Annotated in this window: 20 protein-coding genes and 1 pseudogene; 14 read left to right on the forward strand and 7 right to left on the reverse strand. The window is 69.4% G+C overall.

What is annotated here, in order from left to right; all coding sequences use genetic code 11:
• From ABD481_RS10945 to ABD481_RS10960, 4 genes and pseudogenes are all read right to left on the reverse strand, one after another.
• A pseudogene (locus tag ABD481_RS10945) lies at positions 1-434 on the reverse strand (F0F1 ATP synthase subunit alpha); the annotation flags it as partial.
• Positions 431-883: an STAS domain-containing protein gene (locus ABD481_RS10950; protein ID WP_344665469.1), complete on the reverse strand. Its 453-nt coding sequence runs from the start codon at positions 881-883 to the stop codon at positions 431-433. The gene ABD481_RS10950 and the pseudogene ABD481_RS10945, both read right to left, overlap by 4 nt.
• A gap of 165 nt (positions 884-1,048) precedes the next feature.
• Positions 1,049-1,213: a hypothetical protein gene (locus ABD481_RS10955; RefSeq protein ID WP_344665470.1), complete on the reverse strand. Its 165-nt coding sequence runs from the start codon at positions 1,211-1,213 to the stop codon at positions 1,049-1,051.
• 30 nt (positions 1,214-1,243) lie between these two features.
• Entirely contained in the window at positions 1,244-1,600 is a 357-nt protein-coding gene (locus ABD481_RS10960; RefSeq protein ID WP_344665471.1) for a PRC-barrel domain-containing protein, read from the reverse strand.
• A gap of 134 nt (positions 1,601-1,734) precedes the next feature.
• Between ABD481_RS10960 and ABD481_RS10965 the strand changes: the two genes are divergently transcribed.
• Positions 1,735-2,979, forward strand: coding sequence for a HEAT repeat domain-containing protein (locus tag ABD481_RS10965; protein WP_344665472.1), 1,245 nt, complete (start codon positions 1,735-1,737; stop codon positions 2,977-2,979).
• 175 nt (positions 2,980-3,154) lie between these two features.
• Here ABD481_RS10965 and ABD481_RS10970 read toward each other — a convergent pair whose 3' ends face one another.
• Positions 3,155-5,143 (reverse strand): cell wall-binding repeat-containing protein, encoded by a 1,989-nt coding sequence (locus ABD481_RS10970; protein WP_344665473.1) that lies wholly within the window; start codon positions 5,141-5,143, stop codon positions 3,155-3,157.
• 177 nt (positions 5,144-5,320) lie between these two features.
• On the reverse strand, positions 5,321-5,875 hold the full coding sequence (locus ABD481_RS10975) for a MarR family winged helix-turn-helix transcriptional regulator (RefSeq protein ID WP_344665474.1): 555 nt from the start codon (positions 5,873-5,875) through the stop codon (positions 5,321-5,323).
• Positions 5,876-5,940: 65 nt separating this feature from the next.
• Between ABD481_RS10975 and ABD481_RS10980 the strand changes: the two genes are divergently transcribed.
• The 12 genes from ABD481_RS10980 (at position 5,941) to ABD481_RS11035 (ending at position 21,277) form a co-directional block, all read left to right on the forward strand.
• The gene (locus ABD481_RS10980; RefSeq protein WP_344665475.1) at positions 5,941-7,251 is read left to right on the forward strand and encodes an amidohydrolase family protein; all 1,311 of its coding nucleotides are present in this window, start codon (positions 5,941-5,943) and stop codon (positions 7,249-7,251) included.
• A gap of 76 nt (positions 7,252-7,327) precedes the next feature.
• Positions 7,328-7,615: a hypothetical protein gene (locus tag ABD481_RS10985; RefSeq protein ID WP_344665476.1), complete on the forward strand. Its 288-nt coding sequence runs from the start codon at positions 7,328-7,330 to the stop codon at positions 7,613-7,615.
• A 109-nt stretch (positions 7,616-7,724) separates the two neighbouring features.
• Positions 7,725-8,705 carry a hypothetical protein gene (locus tag ABD481_RS10990; RefSeq protein ID WP_344665477.1) on the forward strand — a complete coding sequence of 327 codons (981 nt, stop codon included), beginning with the start codon at positions 7,725-7,727 and terminating at the stop codon, positions 8,703-8,705.
• Positions 8,706-8,826: 121 nt separating this feature from the next.
• Complete coding sequence (locus tag ABD481_RS10995; RefSeq protein ID WP_344665478.1) at positions 8,827-9,825, forward strand: LacI family DNA-binding transcriptional regulator; 999 nt, start codon at positions 8,827-8,829, stop codon at positions 9,823-9,825.
• A 364-nt stretch (positions 9,826-10,189) separates the two neighbouring features.
• Positions 10,190-11,578 (forward strand): ABC transporter substrate-binding protein, encoded by a 1,389-nt coding sequence (locus tag ABD481_RS11000; protein WP_344665479.1) that lies wholly within the window; start codon positions 10,190-10,192, stop codon positions 11,576-11,578.
• A gap of 112 nt (positions 11,579-11,690) precedes the next feature.
• On the forward strand, positions 11,691-12,419 hold the full coding sequence (locus tag ABD481_RS11005; protein ID WP_344665480.1) for a ThuA domain-containing protein: 729 nt from the start codon (positions 11,691-11,693) through the stop codon (positions 12,417-12,419).
• A 173-nt stretch (positions 12,420-12,592) separates the two neighbouring features.
• Complete coding sequence (locus tag ABD481_RS11010) at positions 12,593-13,624, forward strand: Gfo/Idh/MocA family protein (RefSeq protein ID WP_344665481.1); 1,032 nt, start codon at positions 12,593-12,595, stop codon at positions 13,622-13,624.
• A 91-nt stretch (positions 13,625-13,715) separates the two neighbouring features.
• Positions 13,716-16,199 (forward strand): glycosyl hydrolase family 95 catalytic domain-containing protein, encoded by a 2,484-nt coding sequence (locus ABD481_RS11015; RefSeq protein ID WP_344665482.1) that lies wholly within the window; start codon positions 13,716-13,718, stop codon positions 16,197-16,199.
• The gene (locus tag ABD481_RS11020; protein WP_344665483.1) at positions 16,196-17,095 is read left to right on the forward strand and encodes a carbohydrate ABC transporter permease; all 900 of its coding nucleotides are present in this window, start codon (positions 16,196-16,198) and stop codon (positions 17,093-17,095) included. The genes ABD481_RS11015 and ABD481_RS11020 overlap by 4 nt, the downstream gene beginning before the upstream one ends.
• Positions 17,095-17,973: a carbohydrate ABC transporter permease gene (locus ABD481_RS11025; protein WP_344665484.1), complete on the forward strand. Its 879-nt coding sequence runs from the start codon at positions 17,095-17,097 to the stop codon at positions 17,971-17,973. The genes ABD481_RS11020 and ABD481_RS11025 overlap by 1 nt, the downstream gene beginning before the upstream one ends.
• Before the next feature lie 9 nt (positions 17,974-17,982).
• The gene (locus tag ABD481_RS11030; protein WP_344665485.1) at positions 17,983-20,193 is read left to right on the forward strand and encodes an alpha-galactosidase; all 2,211 of its coding nucleotides are present in this window, start codon (positions 17,983-17,985) and stop codon (positions 20,191-20,193) included.
• A 40-nt stretch (positions 20,194-20,233) separates the two neighbouring features.
• Positions 20,234-21,277, forward strand: a complete 1,044-nt coding sequence (locus tag ABD481_RS11035; RefSeq protein WP_344665486.1) for an NAD(P)-dependent alcohol dehydrogenase — start codon at positions 20,234-20,236, stop codon at positions 21,275-21,277.
• 69 nt (positions 21,278-21,346) lie between these two features.
• On the opposite strand, the gene ABD481_RS11040 is transcribed toward ABD481_RS11035, so the two are convergent.
• Complete coding sequence (locus ABD481_RS11040) at positions 21,347-21,943, reverse strand: TetR/AcrR family transcriptional regulator (RefSeq protein ID WP_344665487.1); 597 nt, start codon at positions 21,941-21,943, stop codon at positions 21,347-21,349.
• Between the two features lie 72 nt (positions 21,944-22,015).
• Between ABD481_RS11040 and ABD481_RS11045 the strand changes: the two genes are divergently transcribed.
• On the forward strand, positions 22,016-22,204 hold the full coding sequence (locus tag ABD481_RS11045) for a hypothetical protein (protein ID WP_344665488.1): 189 nt from the start codon (positions 22,016-22,018) through the stop codon (positions 22,202-22,204).

The raw sequence follows: 22,204 nt of genomic DNA on the forward strand, positions 1-22,204 counted from the left end.
GACTGCCGCGCCATCACACCGGGAGCCTGCAACTCCAGGATGCGCGTGCCCTCGGCCTCGACCGGACCCAGACCGTCGATCGGCTCACCCAGCGGGTTCACCACCCGGCCCAGGAAGTTGTCACCGACCGGCGTGGACAGGATCTCGCCGGTACGCGTCACGGGCTGCCCCTCCGCGATCCGCCCGTAGTCGCCGAGCACGACCACGCCGATCTCGCGGACGTCCAGGTTCAGCGCGATGCCCAGGGTGCCGTCCTCGAACTTCAGCAACTCGTTCGTCATGGCCGAGGGCAGACCCTCGACCTTGGCGATGCCGTCGCCGATCACGGTCACCGCGCCGACCTCGTCCCTCGCGGCCTCGGGCTGTTCATAGGAGGCGACAAAGCGTTCCAACGCGTCGCGGATCTCCTCCGGACGGATAACGAGCTCTGTCATGAGTATCCCTGCTCTGTGTGTTCGGTCGAACCAGGTTCGACATCGGCGAAGGCATCGGCGGCGGTCGGATAGCAGCGCAGCGTCGAGCCGAGCCCCGTGACAGCGAGGACTTTCCGCAGCCTGGGGTCGGTACCGCAGAGCCTGATCCACCCGCCGTTGGCGAGAGCCCGCTTGTGGACGTGAAGAAACGCACTCAGACCCGCGCAGTCGCAGAAAGACAGTCCAGCGACGTCGACGACAGCGTGCGGGCGACCGTAGGTATCGAACGTATCGAGACAGACAGCCCTGAGCGCCGGAGCAGTGGAAATGTCCAGCTCGCCGGCCAGGGCGATCACCGGGCCGCCCGGAACCGTGTGGACCGAGATGCGCAGTGAGTCTGGTGATGTGCGGGTCAGTGTACGGGAACGCTGAATGAAATAGTCTTTCTCACCTAAGGGACTACCCGCCATGACGGCCTCTCTCGGAACTGCCGCTAGGTGTGCAAGAGTCACCGGGGTCCAGGGAGACCGCCCAGATCGGCTGGGCCTACCCCCAGCCTAGCCCCCTCGACGTGCAACGTCGCCTCAATCACCAGACCGGCCAAGAAACGCCCGACCAGGCAACGCCGAAAACCCTCACCGCAACCGCTGCCGCGGACGCCGCAACCGCACCACGCCGTAGACGAGGTCCGCGACCACGAGCACGCACCCGATGAGCAGCAGGTAGAAGAGGCCATGCGCGACAGCCCCGACGATGCCGAGCACCATCGCGACCAAGATGACGAGCAGAAACACAACCATGACGGCGCTTCTCCCTATTGAGCCAAACGGTCAACGACGGGCAAGCTGCCGCTCCCCAGCAGCACCCACCTCATAGGGCAACCCGTAATGCTGGAACACCACTTCCTCATCCTCGACGGGCAGAACATCATCGGTCCCGATCGCCGGACTGCTCTTGACCTGCGCCTTGACATAGTTGACCTTGACGTACCCGGGCCCGACAACCACATCGTCCAGAGGAACGAACACCAACCGCCGCCTAGTGGGCAGGCCCACCCGAACAGTCGCCATAGCCGGCTCGTCAGTAGCGGTGTCCACATAAACCGCCTCCAACGACCCGATCTTCCGCCCACCGGAGTCGACCACATCGCAGGTCCGCCACTCCCGCAGGTCCGCTGCCTGGATCATCGTGTCTCCTCCCGCATCGGCCGAGGGTGTGTGCTGCGTGACCTATGCGCTTCCCTTATGTGCTGATCTGCACGAATGAAACGGTGGGCGGAGCATCGGGCTGCTTGTCACACCCACCATCGAGAATCCCAGCCGTGACGACTGACGATGTCTACGCGGGGATCGACGATGTCGCCTGGGCCGAATCGGAGCATTGCCGGGGGCCGGCGGTCGACACGCCTGGCTACCTGCGGAAGTTGCGGTCGTCCGTAGCGGAGGAGCGCGACGAAGCAGTGGATGAGCTCGGCGCCAGCCTCTACCATCTGGGAGCGCGGTATCCCGCGACGCATCTGGCCGTGCCGTTTCTGCTGCGGATTGTGCATGCTCCGGACACCGATGGTCGTGGTGGGCTTATCGAGTTCCTGATCATGCTTGCCATCGGTGACGATACGGACCACTTTCCCAGTGGGTTCGATGTGGACGCCCAACGGCAGTGTCTTGCCGACTTTCGTTCGTGCACTGCGGAGGGCTGGGAGCGGCGGCTGGATGTATGGGTCGCCGCCGCAGTTGATCAAGGTCAACGTGGGCGACGCGAGCGCCATCGAAGGTACTGGGCTTTGGCCAGCGTCCTGCGCAGCGCAGAATCCGCGATGCTTGCGTATGAGGCCGTGCGCGCTGGTGTCCCGGGTATGCGTCAGCTGCTGGCTGACGAGGATCCGTACGTCCGGGCGGCGACAGCCTATTTGTTGGCCTGGTTCCCGGAGGACTCCGCCGACTCGGTAACTGCCCTGACCGCGCTGTTGCGTCGCGAGTCGGACTCCGGTGTGGTAATCAATGCACTGATTGCGCTTGGGCTTCTTCCGGGTGCGCCGACGGCCACGATCGCTCCCTACCTGAGCAGCGATGACGACCCAATCGCGTGGGCTGCCGCGGCTGCTCTGGTGGCGGCCGATGCCGTGGACGCGACGGTGATCGAGCGGCTCGGTGCCGCGCTGGGCTCGGATTCGTCGAACAAGACCGGGCTGTTGTACCGGTATGGAGAGTTCTCCAGGTGCGCATCGAAATGTCTGGCAGCAATCACCGGCGACTTGGTTCCGTTGGCCATCGATACCACCATCGATGCATTCTCCGAGAGTTCTCTGACCCAGATGTGGGCGGCGGCCCCCGCAGCTATTGCTCTTGCCTTCCAAGGTACTGCGCCTGCTCATGAGCCGGCCTTTGCTGAGCTCAATCCGTACCAAAAGCGAGCACTTCGAGCCCTGGTGGCAGCGGGCCCTAGGCCGTGGCGGCAGAACAACAAGCTCGGCCTTCTGCTGAAGCCGTTAAGGGTGCCCCATATTTACAATGATCTGCGTGCTTATGTCGAAAGTGGCGTGTCGATGGAAGCAGGACGGGCTTAGCTGTTGGCCTCTGGGTAAATGCGCATGGCGATGCAGCTTCCTGAGCCCCGCCCGCCTCCCCACCTCACACCAAGGGCCGGACCCCGAGACTCCCGTCTCGCAGTCCGGCCCTCATCACTTCACTCCCTACTTCACTCCCTCACCAGCGGCAACCAACCACCCCGCTGGACGTACCTCATCCCACCCGCACATCCGGCGTCGCCAACTTCGGCGCCACCGCCACGTTGTGCCCCGGCCCCGTTGTCGAGCCGGTCGCCGTTGCGATGTCCGCTGCCAGCTGCGTGTCGATACGTAGCGGCAGGGCGTTGATTCCGCCGAAGACGTAGCCCCAGTTCGCTGCGCCGCGGTTGGCGTCGAGGAGGGTGTCGTCGTCGTGGGACAGGCCGGCCTTTGGGTCGACGAGGAGGAGGGGGCCGTGTTCGGTGCCCATCATGGCGCCGCCGGACAGGGAGTCGGGCCAGTCCTCGCCGGTGGCCACGCCTACGGCGTCGAAGCTGCCGAAGATGCGGTGCGCCACCATGTACGAGGTCTGGTAGCGGTCGGCGCCGACCAGGGGGTCGTAGTCGGACCACTTCGCGGACTTGAGGGCCTTGTCGGCCGCGCCGCCGATCGCGGCCAGGTAGGTCAGCTGCGCGGCGCCCTTCTTGGCGTGGAGGTAGTCGTCCGTCGCCTTCGGCATGGTGTTGCCCGCGGTCAGGACCACGACGGTGCTGTCGTAGGCGCCGGCGGCGGCGCCGGCCGACAGGGCGTCGGGGAAGCTCTCGCCGGTGGCGACCAGGATGTGGTCGGCGTTCTTGTCGACGGTGTTCGCGATGTTGATCGCGGTCGTGTAGCGGTCCGCGCCGGCGATGCGCTGGATCGTGTAGCCCAGGTGCGCGAGCTTGTCCTGCACCGACTGGGAGATGGCCGCCGTGCCGCCGAGGATGTAGACCGTGCCGCCGCCGGGCAGGACGCGCTGGAGTTCGGTCAGCGTCTCCGGGCTCAGCGTCTTGCTGTTGGTCAGCAGCAGCGGCCCGTTCTTGTGGGCCGCCAGGGCCGCGCCGCCGAGGGCGTCGGCGAACAGGTCGTCTCGGGACAGGACCACCGACTGGGCGGCCTGGCGGGAGTCGTCGGCCGGTGCGCCGACGGTGCGCCACACCTGGTGGGAGGCCTTCACCGCGGTGTCGGTGCGGTCGACGCCCGCGAACCGGATCACGTGCGACGGGCTGTCGGGACGGACCGTCAGCTCGCCGGAGGCGCCGCTGAGGTCCTGCTCCAGGCCCGGCGCGGGCGCCGTGGCGGCGAGGGCGTCGGCGAGGTCCACCTTGCGGGTGCCCGGCGGCTCCTCGCCCTTGGGAGCGTTCGGGTCGGTGTACTCGAAGGCGACGGTCTTGCCGTCGGGGGCGAACACCGGCGTCGTGTGGTCGCCCTTCGCCCAGGTGATCTGCTTCGGCGTGCTCCAGCTGGTCGGCGAGCTGTCGCGGGTGATCGCGAAGAGTTGTGTGGTTTGGTCCGGCGTCTTCTTTGAGAACACGATTGTGTTGCCGTCGGGCGAGATCGTCGGCGAATGGCCGCCGGCGCCCTGGGATATGTGCCAGTACTGCGGCTGCCCATTGGCGTCGTAGTAGGTCAGCCCAAGCGTGTCCTCGACGTCAAGAGAGTGGACCTCCGTGACGGCGCTGCCATCGGCGGCGAAGTCCGGGAACAGGAGCATCGTGTTCCCCGGCAGTGTCCCCTTGAACAGCGGGAACGTCGGTTGTTGCGTGCCGAGCGACGAGCCGTCGGCAAACGCCCCCTTCACTACGGAAACGCCATTGGGTTCGGTCCAGTACACGGCTTTCCCGGACGGCTCCCAGACGGTGCGTCGGGGAGTGTTCCCTTGGGCGATCTTGATCGGATGCGATCCGTCGGTGTCGGCGGTGTAGATGGCGTCGTCGTCGCCGATATAGGCGAGACGGCCGCCGCGCGGAGCCCAGGAAACGTCATGGGCGCCCTCGGGCAGGGTGATCGTGGTGCTCTTGCCGTCCAGGACGTAGACGGTTCCGCCCGTCGTGATCGTGAACGGGCTGGACGGGCTGCCGGACGGCGTCGCGTGCGCGGCGCCCCCGGCCGCGAGCGCTGAAGCGATGGAGGAAGCCAGGATCGCGGCGACCGCGATCGGCTTCCGGGAGAACGTTCTCGACACTGGGAATCCCTCCCCGAGCGGGATGCCGACATCGGGTTCGACATCGTCAGAAAGTGCAAGGATACCCATACGGCCGCGTGTATCTGTGCTCTGATTCACCCGGTCGCGCTCTGTGGAGAAACCGTTACAGGCCTGCGCTTGCTCTCTGTCGCGCGTGGGTGACGCAGCGCCGACGACTCACGATCGCGCCCCCGGCCGCCGCGATCGCGCGGACTGTGCCGGACGCGGATCGAGCGGCGGCAGCGGCGGGACCGGGATGGCGCGCAGTGCCGCGGTCGCGGTCGCGATCGTCTCGGGCGTCAGGTCGGCGAACACCTCGTTGTGCGCGGCGGTGTTCACCAGGACCGCGCGCTCGGCCAGGGCGACGCCCTCGGGCGTCAGGCGGATCAGGGTACTGCGACCGTCGTCGGGATCCGGGTCGCGGTGCACGAGGCCGTCGGCGGCCAGCCGGTTGATCACGTTGCTGGTCCCGCCGGTGGACATCATCAGCGCGTGGGTGAGCTCGTTGGAGCGCATCCGGTACGGATCGCCGGCCCGGCGCAGCGTGACCAGTACGTCGAAGGCGGCCACGGTCAGGCCAAGTTCCGGCAGCACCGCGCGGGTCGCGGCGTCGAGCCGGCCGGCCAGCAGCAGCACCCGCTTGGTCAGCTCGCTGGCCGGACCCAGCACCTCAGGGAGCTCGGCCTGCCAAGCTGCCAGCAGCTCGTCGACGCGGTCCGGGGTGCTGGTCACGCTTGACAGCCTAACCCCCTTCCCGGATAGCTTTAAAGAAAGCTTTCTGTGAAGGGGGTTCCCCGATGAGTGCTTCCCGGCTGCTCGTCTCCGACATTGCCTGGCTCGTCGACTTCGCCGACGACCCGGCCGCCGCGCCGATCGTCCGTACCGGCGTCGACCTGCTGATCGAGGACGGCCGTATCGCGGACTTCGGTACCGGTCTGGATGTCCCGGATGCCGAAGTCGTGGACGGCAGACACCGCGTCGTGCTGCCCGGCTTCGTCGATACGCATCGCCATCTGTGGCTCACCGCGCTCCGCGCCCTGACCACGGACTCCGATCTCGGCTCCTACCTGGAGCTGGTCCTCGGCACGATGGCGCCGCGCTACACGCCCGAGGACGTATATACGAGTACGTATTTTGGCGCGCTGGAGTGCCTCGACGCCGGGGTCACGACGGTTCAGGACTTCGCCCACGTCATGTACTCGCCCGAGCACGCCGACGCCGCCGTCTCCGCGCTGGCCGACGCCCGCGTGCGCGCCGTCTTCGGCTACGGCTACCCGGCTTTCGACGCCGAGGCGCGCGACCTCGCCGATGTCCGCCGGGTCCGGGCCCAGCACTTCGCCTCCGACCACGGCCTGCTCACCATGGAGTTGTCCCCGGCCGGGCCGTCTTACGCCCCGATCGAGACCGTCCGCGAGGACTGGGAACTGGCGCGGGAACTCGGCCTGCCGATCACGGTGCACGTCGGAGCCGGTCCGGTTGCCGAGCGGCCGATCCTGGCGCTTCAGCGCGAGGGCCTGCTGGCTGCCGGGACGGTCTACGTCCACGGCAACTCGCTGCCGGACGAGGAACTCGCCCTCATCGCCGAATCCGGCGGTGCGGTGGCCATCGCCCCGGCGGTCGAGGCGCAGATGGGGCACGGCGCGCCGATGATCGGCCGGCTGCGCGCGGCCGGGGTCCGGCTGGGGCTGGGCGCCGACGTGGTCACCGCCACGGCCGGCGACATGTTCACGCTGATGCGCGCCGCGCTGGTCACCGGCCACCTCGGCGCCGGGTCCCGGCCCACCACCGCTGACGTGCTGCGCGCGGCCACCTTGGGCGGCGCCGAGGTGCTGGGGCTGGCCGATCGGATCGGCTCGCTGCGGCCCGGGAAGCGCGCGGATCTGGTGCTGCTGCGCGCCGACGACTCCAACCTGAGCCCGTTCGGCCACGACCCGGTCGGTGCCGTCGTCTCCTCGGCGCACCCCGGCAACATCGACGCCGTCGTCGTCGACGGCCGGGTGGTGAAGCGCGGCGGCGTGCTGGTCGGGGACCCCTCCGCGGGCGTGCTGGATAACCTCGTCAGCAGTGCGGAGCGGATGGTGAGGGCGGCCGCCGGAGGCGTCCGGTGACAGCCCCTCCCCAGAGATCCATATTTTTATAAACTCGACTGCGGACAAAGGTCACTGCCACGAGGGGGACGTGCACATGCCGGATCTCGTCGTCGACGTCGACGCGCTGGACACATTCGGGACGCAGCTGGAGTCCATCAGGACCCGGATGAACGCGGCGCGCGACTGGACGCATCAGTATGACGGACAAATGGGCGCCAAAGAGGTCGAGGACGCTCTGCACGACTTCTCCAACGGCTGGCGCGACGGCCGCAAGGAGATCGACGGATCGCTCCAGGCGTTGTCGCAGATGCTGACCAACTCCGCGGAGAACTTCCGTCAGGCGGACCAGAACCTGGCGCAGCCGTTTCAGCAGGGCGCCTGACGCTCCGGAACGGACGGCGGGCGGACCGGCCTTCGGGCCGATCCGCCCTACCGAGCACAGCTGGCGGTACCCTGTCAGCTGCTTGTCAGCAGTGTGGGAGGGACTTCTGATGACCGATCAGCCGATGCGCCATGCGCCGCCGCAGGGGCCGGGGGCTCCGCAGCAGCCGCCCCAGCAGCAGTATCAGCAAGGGCCGCCGGGGCCGCCGGGGCCGCCCGGCTACCAACAGCAGCCTTCGCAGCAGGCGCCGCAGGGTCCTGGCTATCAGCAGCAGGCGCCGTACGGCCAGGTGCCGCAGCAGTATCAGCAGCCGCAGATGCCGGCACAGCAATATCAGCCGCAGCAGCAGCCACCGCAGCAGCAGCCACCGCAGCCGCAGCCGCAGTACCAGCCGCAGCAGCCACCGAACCACCAGGCCACGGTGGTGCTCCAGCCAGGCCAGCAAGCGCCCGGCCAGCAAGCGCCCGGTCAGCAGGCACCAGGTCAGCAAGCGCCCGGTCAGCAAGTACCCGGCCAGCAAGCACCCGGTCACCAGGCGCCCGGTCAGCAGTGGCCCAACCAGCAGCAGCCGAACCAGCAGCCGAACCAGCCGCTGAGCCAGCAGCAAACCGTCCTGCTCCAGCCGGGCCAGCAGCTGCCGCAGCATCAGCAGTACCCGCAGCCTCAACAGCAGTACCAGCAACCGCCGCAGCAGTACCAGCAGCAATACCAGCAGCAGCCGGCGCCGCCCCAGGACGCGGAGCCCGCCAAGAAGCCGAAGAAGCGGCGCGGCTTCTGGGCGATCCTCCTGCTGGTCATCTTCAGCCCGTTCATCGGCATCGCGTACTTCTTCGTGGGCCTCTACTGGGTCTTCCTCTGGCTGCTGACGCCGGTCGCGATGGTCCTGCATTTCGTGTTCTGCGGGCTGGGCCTGATCTGGTACACGCCGGTGAAGCTGATGGCCTCCGGCAGCTCCAAGTACCGCATCCTCCAGCCGCGCTATCCGGCCTTCCCGCCGTTCTGGACCGGCCAGTACTGGGTGCGGATGCGGCTGCGGTCCAAGCAGACCTGCGAGTTCGCGTTCGGTCTGGCGCAGCTTCTGGCACCCTGAACCGGCGTCGTATCGAGTACGGTGAACCCCGTGGGGCGGTGTCGCCCCGCCCGAAGTGCATGCGGCGCCCCCGGTCCGGGGGCGCCGTTGCTTCGCGTCCGGCCCGCAGGAGGCGACCGTCTTGAACGTTTCCCCGGAGCCCCGGGCCAAGCGCGCGACGATCGAGGACGTCGCGAAGCTGGCCGGGGTCTCGCGTCAGACCGTCTCCCGGGCGGTCAACGACAAGGCGGAGATCGACGCCGAGACCAAGCGCCGGGTGCTGGAGGCGGCCCGCACGCTGAACTACCGTCCCAGCCGCTTCGCCCGCGGGCTGATCCGCCAGGACACCACCACGCTGGGCCTGATCATCTCCGACATCGGGAACCCGTTCTTCCCCGAGCTGGCCTCCGGCGTGCTGCGCGCGGCGCAGGCCCGGGACTGGCAGGTGGTGCTCTACGACACCGGCGAGGACCCCGAGCGCGAGGTCCGCGCCCTGACCACGCTCGCCGACCAGGCCGATGTCGGCGCCGGCTTCCTCAGCACCCCGGCGGTCCTGGCGCACGCGGTCAAGCTCGGCGTGCCGTTCGCGGTCCTGGACCCGGGCTGGGACACCGGATCGGCCCCCGGCGTCGGGATCGACGTGCCCAGCGGGGTCCGGCTCGCGGTCGAGCACCTGGCCGCCGCCGGCCACCGCCGGATCGGCATGATCGACGGCGCCGACGACCCGCGCGACAAGCGGCGCGCCAGCTTCCTGGCCATCGCCCGCGAGCTGGGGCTGGCCGTCGACGACGACGCGGTCGAGAGCGCCCCGCGGAGCATCGAGGGCGGCGCCGCCGCGGTGCGGGCCCTGACCTCCCGGCGTCCGGAGATCACGGGCATCTTCACCTACAACGACGTGCTGGCGGTCGGCGCGGTGCGCGGGCTGAAGGCCGCCGGGCTGCGCGTCCCCGAGGACTGCGCCGTGGTCGGCTTCGACGGTCTGCCCCTCGGCGAGCTGGTGGAGCCGCCGATCACGTCGGTCTACGTCGACATCCGGCGGATGGGCGAGCTCGCGGTGGCGGCCGCCGCCGAACTGCTGGCCGGGCGGGCCCCGGAGCCGGTGCTGATGCGACCCGAACTGCGGGTCCGCGGGTCGGCGTGAGCGGCCCGGCGGCTCAAGAGAAGTCCGGCAGCTGAAGCAAGCCCGGCAGCTGAAGTCCGGCACCTGAAGCGCGGCACCTGAGCGCGGCAGTCCGAAGCTCGCGCGGCCGAGCCCACCCCGCCCGCGGTTCCCCCTTGTTACCGGTCGTTCTCTAAGATCAAACGACCACCATCAGCCAGATCATCGCTTCCGATCCCCCCTCCCCTCCCGCACCCCGTTCCGCATCCAATCTGATAACGGCTCTTGACGAGACCGTGTGATCTGCCCCACGCTTACGTCCCGTGAGCGCTCCCGTGAGCGCTCACGGGACCCGGGCGAGGCTGGGCTCCCCGGGTTCCCACCCCTAGCCCCCAGGAGGCAGCGGATGTTTCCACGGCGTCACCTAGCACCGACACCCGTCCTTTCCACGTCCGGCGTCCCGGCCGCCCGGCAGCGCCGGGGCACCGCCCCGCGGCTCGCCGCCGGCGCCGCGGCCGCGCTCTGCGCGCTGGCGCTCTCCGCCTGTTCGGCCGCCGGCGGCTCGGGGGCCAAGTCCGGGTCCGGCGGCTCCGGCTCCGGCGACGACACCACCATCACGTTCCTGACCTTCGAGACCCCGAACCTGACCCCGGCCTACTGGGACGCGGCCATCAAGCGCGTCACCGACAAGTACCCCGGGATGAAGGTCAAGCGGCTGGTCTCCCCGACCGCGGACCGGACCAGCTACGCCAAGCAGCTCAAGGCCTCGGGCCAGTTCCCGGACGTGATGATCGCGGTCACCCCGGCCGGCTTCGCGCAGGCCGGCGACCTCTACGCGTGGCAGGGCAGCGACCTCGGCGAGTTCGAGGTGCCGGACGGCGGGGCCATCGGCGGCAAGGTCTACCAGCTGCCGGCCAACACCCAGACCATCCCGATGGTCTACTACCGCAAGTCGATGTTCGCCAAGGCCGGCATCGCCAACCCGCCGGCCACCTACGCCGAGCTGCTCGACGACGCCGCCAAGCTCAAGGCCGCCGGGGTGCTGCCGTTCCAGGTCGGCGGCGGCTCGGACGCCTTCGCCGCGGTGCTGCCGCTGTCCGCGACCGTCGCCACCCAGGTCTACCGGCAGGACCCGAACTGGCTGGTGGAGCGGCACACCGACAAGGTGAAGTTCTCCGACCCCGGGTTCGTCGACGCGCTCCAGCGGGTCGGGGACCTGGCCGCCAAGGGCTACATCGACCAGTCCGGCCTGTCGCGCAACTACGCCGACAGCCAGAAGGCGTTCCTGGACGGCTCCGGCGCCATGTACCCGATGGGCGTGTGGTTCGCCTCGGCCGCCGACGCCAGCCCGATCAAGGACGACATCGGCGTGTTCGCCTGGCCGACCGACGACGGCAAGCTCGTCATGCCCGCCTACACCGGCGGCGGCCTGGAGGTCAGCGCGCACGCCAAGAACCTCGACGCGGCCAAGAAGTTCGCCCTGGGCTTCCAGCTGGACAAGGACAACCTCGACAACAACGTGCTGCACGACGCGCTGTTCCCGGCGATCAAGGGCTACACCCCGCCGGCCAGCACCGGGCCGGTGTTCAAGGCGTCCTACGACCTGTACCAGAAGGCGAAGACCGAGGGCACCGTCGTGAAGGCGTTCAGCTGGGAGGCCGGCGACGACGCGCTGATCCCCGGCATGACCGACGCGGTCTACGGCGCGGTCGAGGACGTGATGCTCGGCAAGAAGTCGGCCAAGGACGCCGCGTCCTATCTCGACTCGGAATGGGCCAAGAAGGCTTCGAGCTGACGCGTCGGCGCGACCGGCCGCGGGATCCGGAGGGATGGCCGGATCCCCGCAGCCCACTGCTTTTCGAACCCCTCGCTCCACGGCACGGCACCACTTTGAGAGGACTTCCGCAGTGCGGATACTCGTGTTCAACGAGAACCACCACGAACTGACCCGCCCCGAGATCGCCGAGCGCTATCCGCTCGGCATCCACGGCACCGTCGCCGCCGCGCTGGCCGAGCGCCTGGGCCCGGCGGCGGAGATCGCCACCGCCACCCAGGACCAGCCCGGATACGGCCTCACCCCCGAGGCGGTCGACGCCGCCGACGTCCTGGTCTGGTGGAGCCACCTGCTGCACGCCGACATGGACGACGCCACGGTCGCCCGGCTCCGGCGCCGGGTGCTCGACGGCATGGGCCTGGTGGTGCTGCACTCCGGCGCCGGCTCGAAGCTGTTCACCTCGCTGATGGGCACCAGCTGCGACCGGCGCTGGCGGCACGGCGAGGACCGGCACCTGGTGTGGACCGTCAAGCCGGGGCACCCAATCGCGGCCGGCATTCCGCAGCCGCTGGTGATCCCGCACGACGAGATGTACGGGGAGCCGTTCGACATCCCGGAGCCGGACGAGCTGGTGTTCATCTCGTCCTTCACCGGCGGCGAGGTGTTCCGCAGCGGGGCCTGCTACACCCGCGGCGCCGGCCGGATCTTCTACTTCGGCGCCGGCGACCAGGAGTGCCCGGTGTACCACCAGGCCGAGGTCCAGGACGTCATCGCCAACGCCGTGCGGTGGGCCGCGCCCACCGGGCCGGTCGGCGGCCACTTCGTCGACGCGCCGTCGCCGGTCGGGTGGTGGGAGCGGTGAGCGGCGTGCCCGGGGCCGGATCCGAATCCGAATCCGCGACCGACCATCAGGGCCCTGCTATCGCTGAAGACCGAGACCGCCGACAGCACCGAGCCCGCCGACAGCACCAAGAAGGCCGACCGCACCAAGAAGGCCGACAGCACCACGAAGGCCGACAGCGCCGAGAGGACATCGTGTTCGCCACCGTCACCACCCCCGGGCCGCTGCGCGCGGTCGTCGTCGGCGCCGGTTTCATGGGCCGGAACTGGGCCCGCGAGATCGCGCTCCAGCCCGACACCGAGCTGGTCGGCTGGGTCGACCTCGACGAGGCCGCGCTCCAGGACGCCGCGAAGGAGGCCGGTGTCTCCGTCGTGCTCGGCACCGATCTGGCCGCCCTGCTCGACGACCTCCGGCCGGACATAGTCTTCAACAGCTCGCCCCCGGCCGCGCACCGGGCCGTGACCACCGCCGCCCTCGAACACGGCTGCGCGGTCCTCACCGAGAAGCCGATGGCCATGTCGCTGGCCGAGGCGCGCGACCTGGTCGCCGTGGCCGAGCGGACCGGCCGGCTGCTCGCCGTCACCCAGGACCGGCGCCAGCTCTCGGGCACGCGGGCGCTCAAGGAGGCCGCGCGCCGCCTGGCCCCGCTGACCCGGCTGGAGATCGACTTCCGTCTCCCGCACCGCGCCGGGCCCTACGTCCACCTCTGGGACGAGCCGCTGCTGCGCGAGATGGCGATCCACCTGTTCGACGCGGCCCGCGCCGTGACCGGGGCCGATGCAACATCCGTGTTCTGCAACGCCTATCGCACCCCGTGGTCCTGGTACCCGGGCAACGATTCGGCCGAGGCGCTGTTCCGGATGGACGGCGGCCTGCACTTCGCGTTCACCGGCTGCTGGACCGCGCGCTCGGACTTCACGTCCTGGACCGGCTCCTGGTACCTGGAGGGCGCCGGCGGCTGCGCGACCTGGGACGGCGTCAACGCCCCGGTGCTCACGCCGGCCCGGGAGGAGGGCCAGGCCGAGCCGCCCGCCGAGCCGCTGCCGGTCGCGCCGCAGTCCGCCGAGTTCCCCGGCCTGGCCGAGGTGCTCGCCGGATTCGTGCGGGCCCTGCGCACCGGCGAGGTCCCGGACGGCGAGTGCCACGACAACCTGCGCAGTCTGGCGATGGTCGAGGCCGCGGTGTTGTCGGCGCGGACCGGACAGTCCGCCGTCGTCGAGCACTGACCACACAGTCGGCCGCTTTCCACCCGGCCGGCCCTTCGATGTCCAGCTCAGTCCCACCGTTCCGCCCCCTTCCGCACCGTGAGGAGAGAACGTGAGCACCAACGAGCAACCGCAGGTCGGACGTCGCGCACTGCTCGGCGGAACCGCCGCCGGGATCGGCGCGGCGCTGGTCGGTACCGGCGCCTCCGCTGCCGACGCCGCCGAGGCCGCCGATCTCAGCTGGTCCGCCGCGCCGGCGGGCCAGGACGCGATCGCCGGTACAGCCGCAGCCGCGGCCACCTCCGCGGCCACCCCCGCCGGCACCGCCGCCGCCACCGCGACCGGCGTCGACTGGTCGGCCGTCCAGACCCAGCTCGCCGCCGTCGGCCCGAGCGTCACCGCGCCGATCAGCGGCGTCGTGACGAACAAGTACACGACCGGCATGCTGCTCGGCAACGGCTACTTCGGCGCCGTCGTCGGCGACTCCTCGGCCGCGCAGCAGACCTACCACTTCGGCTTCCACACCTTCTGGGGCAATGCCCGCAACGGCACGTCGTGGCAGAACTCGATCCTGGCCGCCAGCACGCTCACCATCGCCGCGCCCGGGGCCGCCACCGCCTCCGGCTACTCGATGAAGACCGACCTCGCGGGCGCGGCGGTGACGACCGTGCTGGCGTTCTCCGGGGTCAAGGTGACGCTCCGCTCGTGGACCGCCGACCAGGACAGCGTCCTGATCACCGAGATCTCCTCGCCGGCCGGCAGCTCCGCGATCAAACTCAGCGCGCAGCAGGTCGTCGCCTCGGACGCCGCCTACCCGTCGGCCGGCGGCGTGACCAACGGCGCGGTGTGGACGACCCGGCAGAACAACGCCTCCGGTTACAGCCCGACGACCCTGCTGTCCACCGTGGCCTCGGCGACCAAGCTGGTCGGCGCGGCGTTCAGCGGCACCAGCTCCACGGCGGTGTCCGGGGCCGGGACCTTCACGCTGACCGGGGGCAGCCCGGTCACGTTGGTCACCGTGCTGCGCGCGGCCGCGCAGGACGTGTCCGCGACGACCACGATGCCGACCCCGACCTCGTTGCGGGACAAGGCGATCACGAAGCTGGCCTCCATCGACGCGGCGTGGCTGTCGTCGTCCCAGGCCACGCACACCGCGTTCTGGCAGGACTTCTGGACCCGGTCGAACATCGCCGTCGGGGATTCGCAGCTGGAGTCGTACTACTTCAACGCGCAGTACGTGCTGGGCTCGGCGACCCGGAGCGGCGCGACGCCGCCGTCGTTGTGGGGGATGTGGCCGACCAACGACACTCCGAGCTGGGGCGGCCGGTACTTCCTGAACTACAACGAGGAAGCGCTGTACTACGGCGCCTTCTCCTCCAACCGCGCCGACTTGTCGGAGCCCTATCGGCGGCTCATCTACACCGAGGTACCCTGGCAGCAGAACAAGACGGCGGCCGCCGGGTATCAGGGCACAGCGTTCCAGCGGAGCCTCTCGCCGTTCCACCTGTTCGAGACGGCTCCGGCGCCGGTCACGGTGGCGTCGACGAAGGACTATACGAAGCTGCCCGCCGACCAGAAGTCCAACGCCACCTTTGCTGCGCTGCCGCTGATCTGGCACTGGGAATACACCCGGGACCAGACCTACCTCCAGAACCAGCTGTATCCGCTGTTGAAGCAGCTCGACGCGTTCTGGCGCGACTTCGCGGTGTGGGACGGCACGCGGTGGGTGTTCCAGCACACCTCCGCGCACGAAGGCGGCGACGACACCAATCCGAACCTGGACCTCGGGTTCGCGCGCAAGGTCGTCAATACCCTGCTTCAGACCTCGGTCATCCTCGGCGTCGACGCGTCGTTGCGGCCGACCTGGCAGGACTTCCTGACCAAGCTGAGCGCCTACCCGACCGGCACCTACAACGGCGTCACCGTCTTCTACACCGCCGAGGTCATCAACAACCCGCAGCTGCCGGACAAGTTCGAGCCCGGCAACCAGCCGATCAACATGGAAGGCGTCATCTTCCCCGGCGAGCAGTGCTCGATCGGCGGCGACGCCAACCTGCTGCAGTACGCGATCAACTCCCTGACACAGATGAATTCGTGGGGCGTCACCTCAGGAGGCAACTCCAACAACGGGTTCCCCAAGGAGTTCCCCATCGCGGCGCGCGTCGGCTGGCCGGCCGAGGACCTGTTCCAGAAGTTCAAGGCGGCCATCGCGCACCTGTGGCGGTCCAGCAACGACACCGTGTTCCAGGGCGGCGGCGGCATCGAGACCACCGGATCCACCGAGACCCTGAACTCGATGCTGATGCAGAGCGAGGGCGGCGTCGTCCGGGTCTTCCCGGCCTGGCCGACGGCGCGCAACGCCTCCTTCACGCTGCTGGCCAAGGGCGCCTTCCTGGTGTCCAGCGCCATCAGCGGCGGCAGCGTCGCCTCGGTCGGGATCACCAGCCAGGCCGGCGGCAGCGTGACGCTCGTGCTGCCGTGGAACACCGGCACGGCCGCCGTCACGGCCAACGGATCCTCCGTCCCCGTCACCGTCTCCGGTGGTCGGGCCACTTTCGCCACCACGGCGGGCACCACGTACAAGGTCACTCCATGACATCACGGCAAGGCATGAGGGCTCGGCGCGCGGACCTGGGGTACTTCCTCGGGTTCGGCGCGCCGGGGCTTCTCTTTTATGCGTGTTTCGTCTTCGCACCTCTGGTGCTGAGCGTCGGTTACAGCTTCACCAACGCCGACGCGTTCCTGCCGAACACGAAGTTCACCGGGTTCCACAACTACGTACGGCTGTTCCACGACTCCGACTTCCTGATGCAGCTGCGGGTCACGACGGTTCTGACGTTCATCATCGTGCTGGTGCCGAACCTCGGCGGGCTGGCGATCGCGGTGCTGCTGAACCGGTCGGGCCGGCTGTACCGGGCGCTGCGGACGGTGTTCTTCGTGCCGGTGGTCCTCAGTTCGGTGGTGGTCGCGGTGGTGTGGCAGGCCATGCTCACCGACGGCGGGCTGCTGGACCGGCTGCTGGGCTCGCTCGGGGTCGAGCACCCGCCGGGCTGGCTGTCCGATCCGTCGATCGCGCTGTACTCGGTGGGGTCGATCGCGAGCTGGCAGCTGCTGGGGTTCTGCACGGTCGTGTACCTGGCCGGGCTCCAGGGCGTGCCGGACGACCTGCTGGAGGCGGCGGCCATCGACGGGGCCGGGACCTGGACCCGGTTCCGGCGGGTCACGTGGCCGATGCTGGCGCCGTCCTTGACGATCAACACGGTGATGCTGCTGATCACCGGGTTCAAGACGTACGACTTCGTGCAGGTGATCACGCACGGCGGCCCCGGGACGGGGACCACGGCGACCGTGGCCTACGGGGTGATCCAGACCGGGTTCACGGAGAACAAGACCGGGCTGGCCTCGGCGATGGCGGTGGTGATGCTCGCGATCGTCGCGGTGGTGTCGAGTGTGGCGCTGCGGATCCTGCAGCGGCGGGAAGTGGAGCTGTGATGGCGGGCGAGGCGACGCCGACCAAGGACGCGAAGCGGGCCGGCCGGCGCGACGAGTCGCGGGCCCCGTGGGTCCGTCCGTTGTTCGCGCTGGCGGTGACGGCGCTGTTCGCGCTGCCGCTGTATCTGGTGGTGGCCAACGTGTTCAAGCCGGGCGACGACATCTCGGGCTCGCCCGCGTCGCTGCCGTGGCCGCCGACGCTGGACAACCTGAAAGCGGTGCTGAACCGGCCGGACAACCTGTACTGGAACGGCCTGATCAACAGCGTCGAGATCACGGTGGTGTCGATCGTGGTGCTCGCCGTGCTCTCGGCGATGCTCGGCCACTACCTGTGCCGGACCCGGAACCGGTTCGCCCGGATCATGCTGCTGGTGCTGCTGGCCGGGCTGATGATCCCGCCGCAGGTGATCCTGGTGCCGGTGGTGCGGATCCTGCGGCTGACGCACCTGATGACCACGCTGACCGGGATGGTCGCGTTCAACGTCGGGTACTACATCCCGTTCGGGGTGTTCGTGTTCGCGGGCTTCATCCGCTCGATCCCGATCGAGCTGGAGGAGGCGGCGGCGCTGGACGGCGCGGGACGGTGGCGGACGTTCTGGGTCGTCGTGTTCCCGCTGCTGCGGCCGGCCACCGCGAGCGTGCTGATCTTCCTGGGGGTCTGGATCTGGAACGACTTCCTCGACCCGCTGATCATTCTGGGACCCGTGGGAGGGACGACGGTGACCGTCGGCGTGTACCGGGCGCTGGGGGAGCACCAGTCGAACTACGGGCAGCTGTTCGGGCTGATGTTCCTGGCGGCGCTGCCAGTGGTGATCTTCTACTTCCTGTTGCAAAAGCACTTCGTCAAGGGCTTGACCGGCGGCGCGGTCAAGGGCTGAGAGGGAATCATGACGCTCATTCGGTCGATTCCCGGGGTTCGGGGCTGGATGCTGACCGCCGGCCGGTCGTGCTCGGTGCTGCGGGTGGACGCGAAGGACCGGTTGTTGTCGGCGCATTGGGGGCGGGAGCTGAGTCTGGAACAGGCGGGGGCGCTGCTGGGGGTGGTCGAGGGGTCCGGGTCTGGGTCCGGGTCCGAAGGCGGGCCCGGGTCCGGGGACGGAGCGCACGAGGCGGCGGAGAAGCCCGGATTCGGGCACGTCGGGGCCGGCGGGCAATGGCCGTTCGAGGACGACGTCGAAGGGCCGTTGGAACTGGCGGCGGGCGCGGCGTTCCAGTTCGGGCACGCGCAGCTGGCCGTGCGGTTCGGGGACGGGACGCGGGACCTGGAGCTGGTGTTCGCGGGGGCCGAGGTGGAGGTCGGGGCGGAAACCGAGGAGTTGGTGCTGACCTTTGTGGATCGGCACTATCCACTGGCTGTGGAAAGCCGGCATCGGGTGCGCAGCGGGAGCCCGGTGATCGAGCGGCACTTGGTGGTGCGGCACAGCGGGGATGCCGAGGACGCGCCGATCGAGGTGCTGCGCGCTGATTCGGCGTCGTGGACGCTTCCGCCGCTGCCGGACTACCGGCTGAGCCAGGTGCGGGGGCGGTGGGCGGCGGAGACGCGGCTGAACCGGTCGGCGCTGCCGTACGGGGAGACGGTGCTGACGAGCCGGCGCGGGATCACGAGCCACCACGCGAACCCGTGGGTGATGGTCGACGACGGCGGCGCGAGCGCGGTGCACGGCCAGGTTTTCGGCTGCACGCTGGCCTGGAGCGGGAGCTGGCAGCTCACGGTGGAGCGGACGCCGGCCGACCGGGTGGCGGTGGCCGCCGGCTTCGGGCACGAGGGCCTGGTCTGGCCCCTGGCCCCGGGGGAGGCGCTGACCACGCCAGTGACGGCGGGAGCGTGGACGGACGGCGGGTTCGACGCCGCGTCGCAGGCTTGGCACACGTACTTCCTGGGCCAGGTGCTCCCGCACGCGGGGGATCCGCGGCCGGTCGTCTACAACTCGTGGGAGGCGACCGGGTTCGCCATCTCCCTGGAGGGGCAGCTGGCGCTGGCCCGGCAGGCGGCGGAGCTCGGGGTCGAGCTGTTCGTGATGGACGACGGGTGGTTCGGGGGGCGGACGTCGGACCGGGCGGGGCTGGGCGATTGGTGGCCGAATCCGGAGCGGTTCCCGGACGGCCTGGCGCCGTTGGTGAAGGGGGTGCGGGAGCTGGGGATGGATTTCGGGCTGTGGGTCGAGCCCGAGATGGTGAACGCCGATTCGGAGCTGTACCGCGCACGCCCGGACTGGGTGCTGCATCAGCCTTTTCGGACGCGCAGTGAGCACCGGAACCAGATGGTGCTGAACCTGGCCCGGAAAGATGTGGCGGAGTGGGTGCACGGATGGCTCGACCGGCTGGTCGCGGAGAACGAGATCGGGTTTTTGAAGTGGGACATGAATCGGCCTTTCTCGGAGGTGGGGCCGGGAGCGGGCGACGAGGTCTGGCGGGGGTATGTGGACGGGCTCTACGGGATCCTGGATCGGCTGCGAGCGGACCATCCGGACCTGCGGATCGAGTCGTGCAGCGGGGGCGGCGGGCGAGTGGACGCCGGGATCCTGCGGCGGGTCGATCAGGTGTGGACGTCGGACAACACGGATGCTCTGGATCGGCTGGCGATTCAGGACGGATTCGCGCAGCTGTATCCGGCGCGGGTGATGTCGGCTTGGGTGACGGATTCGCCGAACCCTCATACCGGGCGCCGGATCCCCTTGGAGTTTCGGTTTCATGTGGCGATGTCAGGAGTTCTGGGGATTGGCGGGGACCTCGCGCGCTGGGACGAAGGGGAATTTGCGACCGCCAGAGAGATGGTCGCGCAATACAAGCGGATTCGGCCGGTGGTGCAGGGCGGGATTCGATATGCGTTGGGCGATGCCGCTGGGGATCTGAGCGGAGTGGAGTATGTCGCCGCGGACTTGGCCGAGGTGGTCGTGTTCGTCTACCGGCGTGAGCGGCGGTTCGCGCAGATGGAACGACCTGCGGTACTGCGGGGACTGGATCCGGCCGGGCGATACCGCGATGTGCGCAGCGGTGTGGTCCACCACGGCGCCGTGTTGATGAGCCGAGGGCTGCCGCTGGGGCTGGGGGGTGGGGATCCGGTCAGCGCGGTCGTGCATTTGGTGCGGGAGGGATGAGCTTGGGTCCGAGGTGAGGCAACAGGAGAGGCAAGAGGGAATGCGCGCGATACAGGTAGTGGAGTTCGGCTGTCCGGTGGCGGTGACGGAGATCCCGGAGCCGGAGATCCAGAAGCCTGATGACGTGGTCGTGAGGATCGCCGGGGCGGGGATCTGCCGTACGGACCTGCACATCGTCGAGGGCGGGTTGGAGGCCGCGTTCCAGCAGCGGCTGCCGCTGACGCTGGGGCATGAGAACGCGGGCTGGGTCGAGGCTGTGGGCAGTGGCGTCTCGCACCTGGCGGTGGGGGATCCGGTGATCGTGCATCCGGCGGTGACCTGCGGGGTCTGCGACGGGTGCCGCCAGGGGCGGGACATGCATTGCGGGACGTGGCGGTTCCCGGGGGTCGACGGGTGGGCCGGAGGTTATGCCGAGCGGATGGTGACGTCGGCGCGGGCGTTGGTGAAAGTGGGGAGGGCGGGCGCGGAACCGAGTGCTCTGGCAGGGCTGGCGCCGTTCGCCGACGCCGGATTGACGGCGATGCACGCCGTCCAGCGGCTCGTTCCGTTCGCGGGGGTGGGCGCGACCGTCGTCTGCCTTGGGTCAGGAGGCGTGGGGCAGGTCGCTGTGCAACTGCTGAAGATCCTGACCCCTGCTGCGGTGGTGGTCGTGGAGCCTGACGCGGAGCGCGCGCAGGCCGCCCGGGCGCTGGGCGCCGATGTGGTGCTGGAGCTGCCGGCCGAGCAGGCGGCGGACGCGGTGCTGGACCTGACCGGCGGGCGCGGGGCGCGGGCGGTGCTGGACCTGGTGGGAGAGGGCGGGGTGCCGGAGCAGGCGATGCGGATGCTGGCGAAGGGGGCCGTGTACTCGATCGTCGGATACGGCGGGGGAGTCCGGATCGAGCACCTCGACATGATCAATCGTGAGCTGACGATCCTCGGGAATCAGATTGGCACGCATGCGGAGCTCAGTGAGCTGATGATGTTGGTGGAGGCGGGAAAGGTCTCGCTGGCGACGGAGCTGTTCCCGCTGGAAGACGCTGCGGAGGCGATGGCCGCTGTCGCTGCGGGAAGGGTTGCGGGGCGGGCTGTTCTGGTGCCGTAGCCATTCGCGGCGTGTTCTGCAAGGTGTTCGCCCGCAGGATCGGCCACGGGTCGTCGGAGGTCGTTTGCCTCATCCGGTCAGATCCGCCAGCTGCTGCGCGATCACTTCCCGGGCCTCTTCCACGCCGACCCGCGGCGGCTCGGCCATCAGCTGGATCACCAGCCCGTCCAGCAGCGCGTGCAGCCGCCGCGCCTCCAACTCCGGGTCCCGCCCCTTGCGCAGGCGGCCGATCTGCTCCAGCGCCGTCACGATGCTCCGCACCGACTCGCGGATCATGTCGTCGATCTGCGTGCGGCGCTCGGCGACCCGGGCGTCGCTGTGCGCGAGCGTCACGAGCGCGAACCAGACCTCGGACTCGATGCGCCTGGTGGCGTCCAGCGGCAGCAACTGCTCCAAGTGCTGCTGGATCGTCTCGGGCGTCGCTTGCTGGTGTCCCTCGTAGACCGTCTGGATCCGGCCGGCCGATTCCTGGGCCACCAGGTCCATGGCGAACAGGACCATCTCGGCCTTGTCCGGGAAGTAGTGGCGGAGGGCGCCGGGGGACCAGCCGGCTTCTTGGGCCACGGAGCGGACCGTCACCGCGTCGAAGCCGTCGCGGAGGGCCACGCGCCAGAGGGCTTCGGTGAGTTCGGCACGGCGGGCGGCGTGGTTGACGACTTTGGGCATGGCGGGATTATCACACGGGTGTGTTAGATTGGGTTGTGATACGGGTGTGTTAAATACGAGGGGAGTCGGGCCGTGCCGAGGTTTCCGTGGGGCGTCTTCATCGTGCTGGCGATCGGGCTGAACGTGGCGCGGCAGCTGGTGTTTCCGCCGGGGCGGGTGGGGACGGCCGCGACCGTGGGGCTGTTCTTCGTCGTGCTGGGGATCTCGTACGCGGTGGTGGGGCTGCTGCGGGCGCTGGGGATGGGGCGCGCGCGGGAGTGA

The sequence above is a fragment of the Catenulispora yoronensis genome, assembly GCF_039531695.1.
GTDB classification, from domain to species: domain Bacteria; phylum Actinomycetota; class Actinomycetes; order Streptomycetales; family Catenulisporaceae; genus Catenulispora; species Catenulispora yoronensis.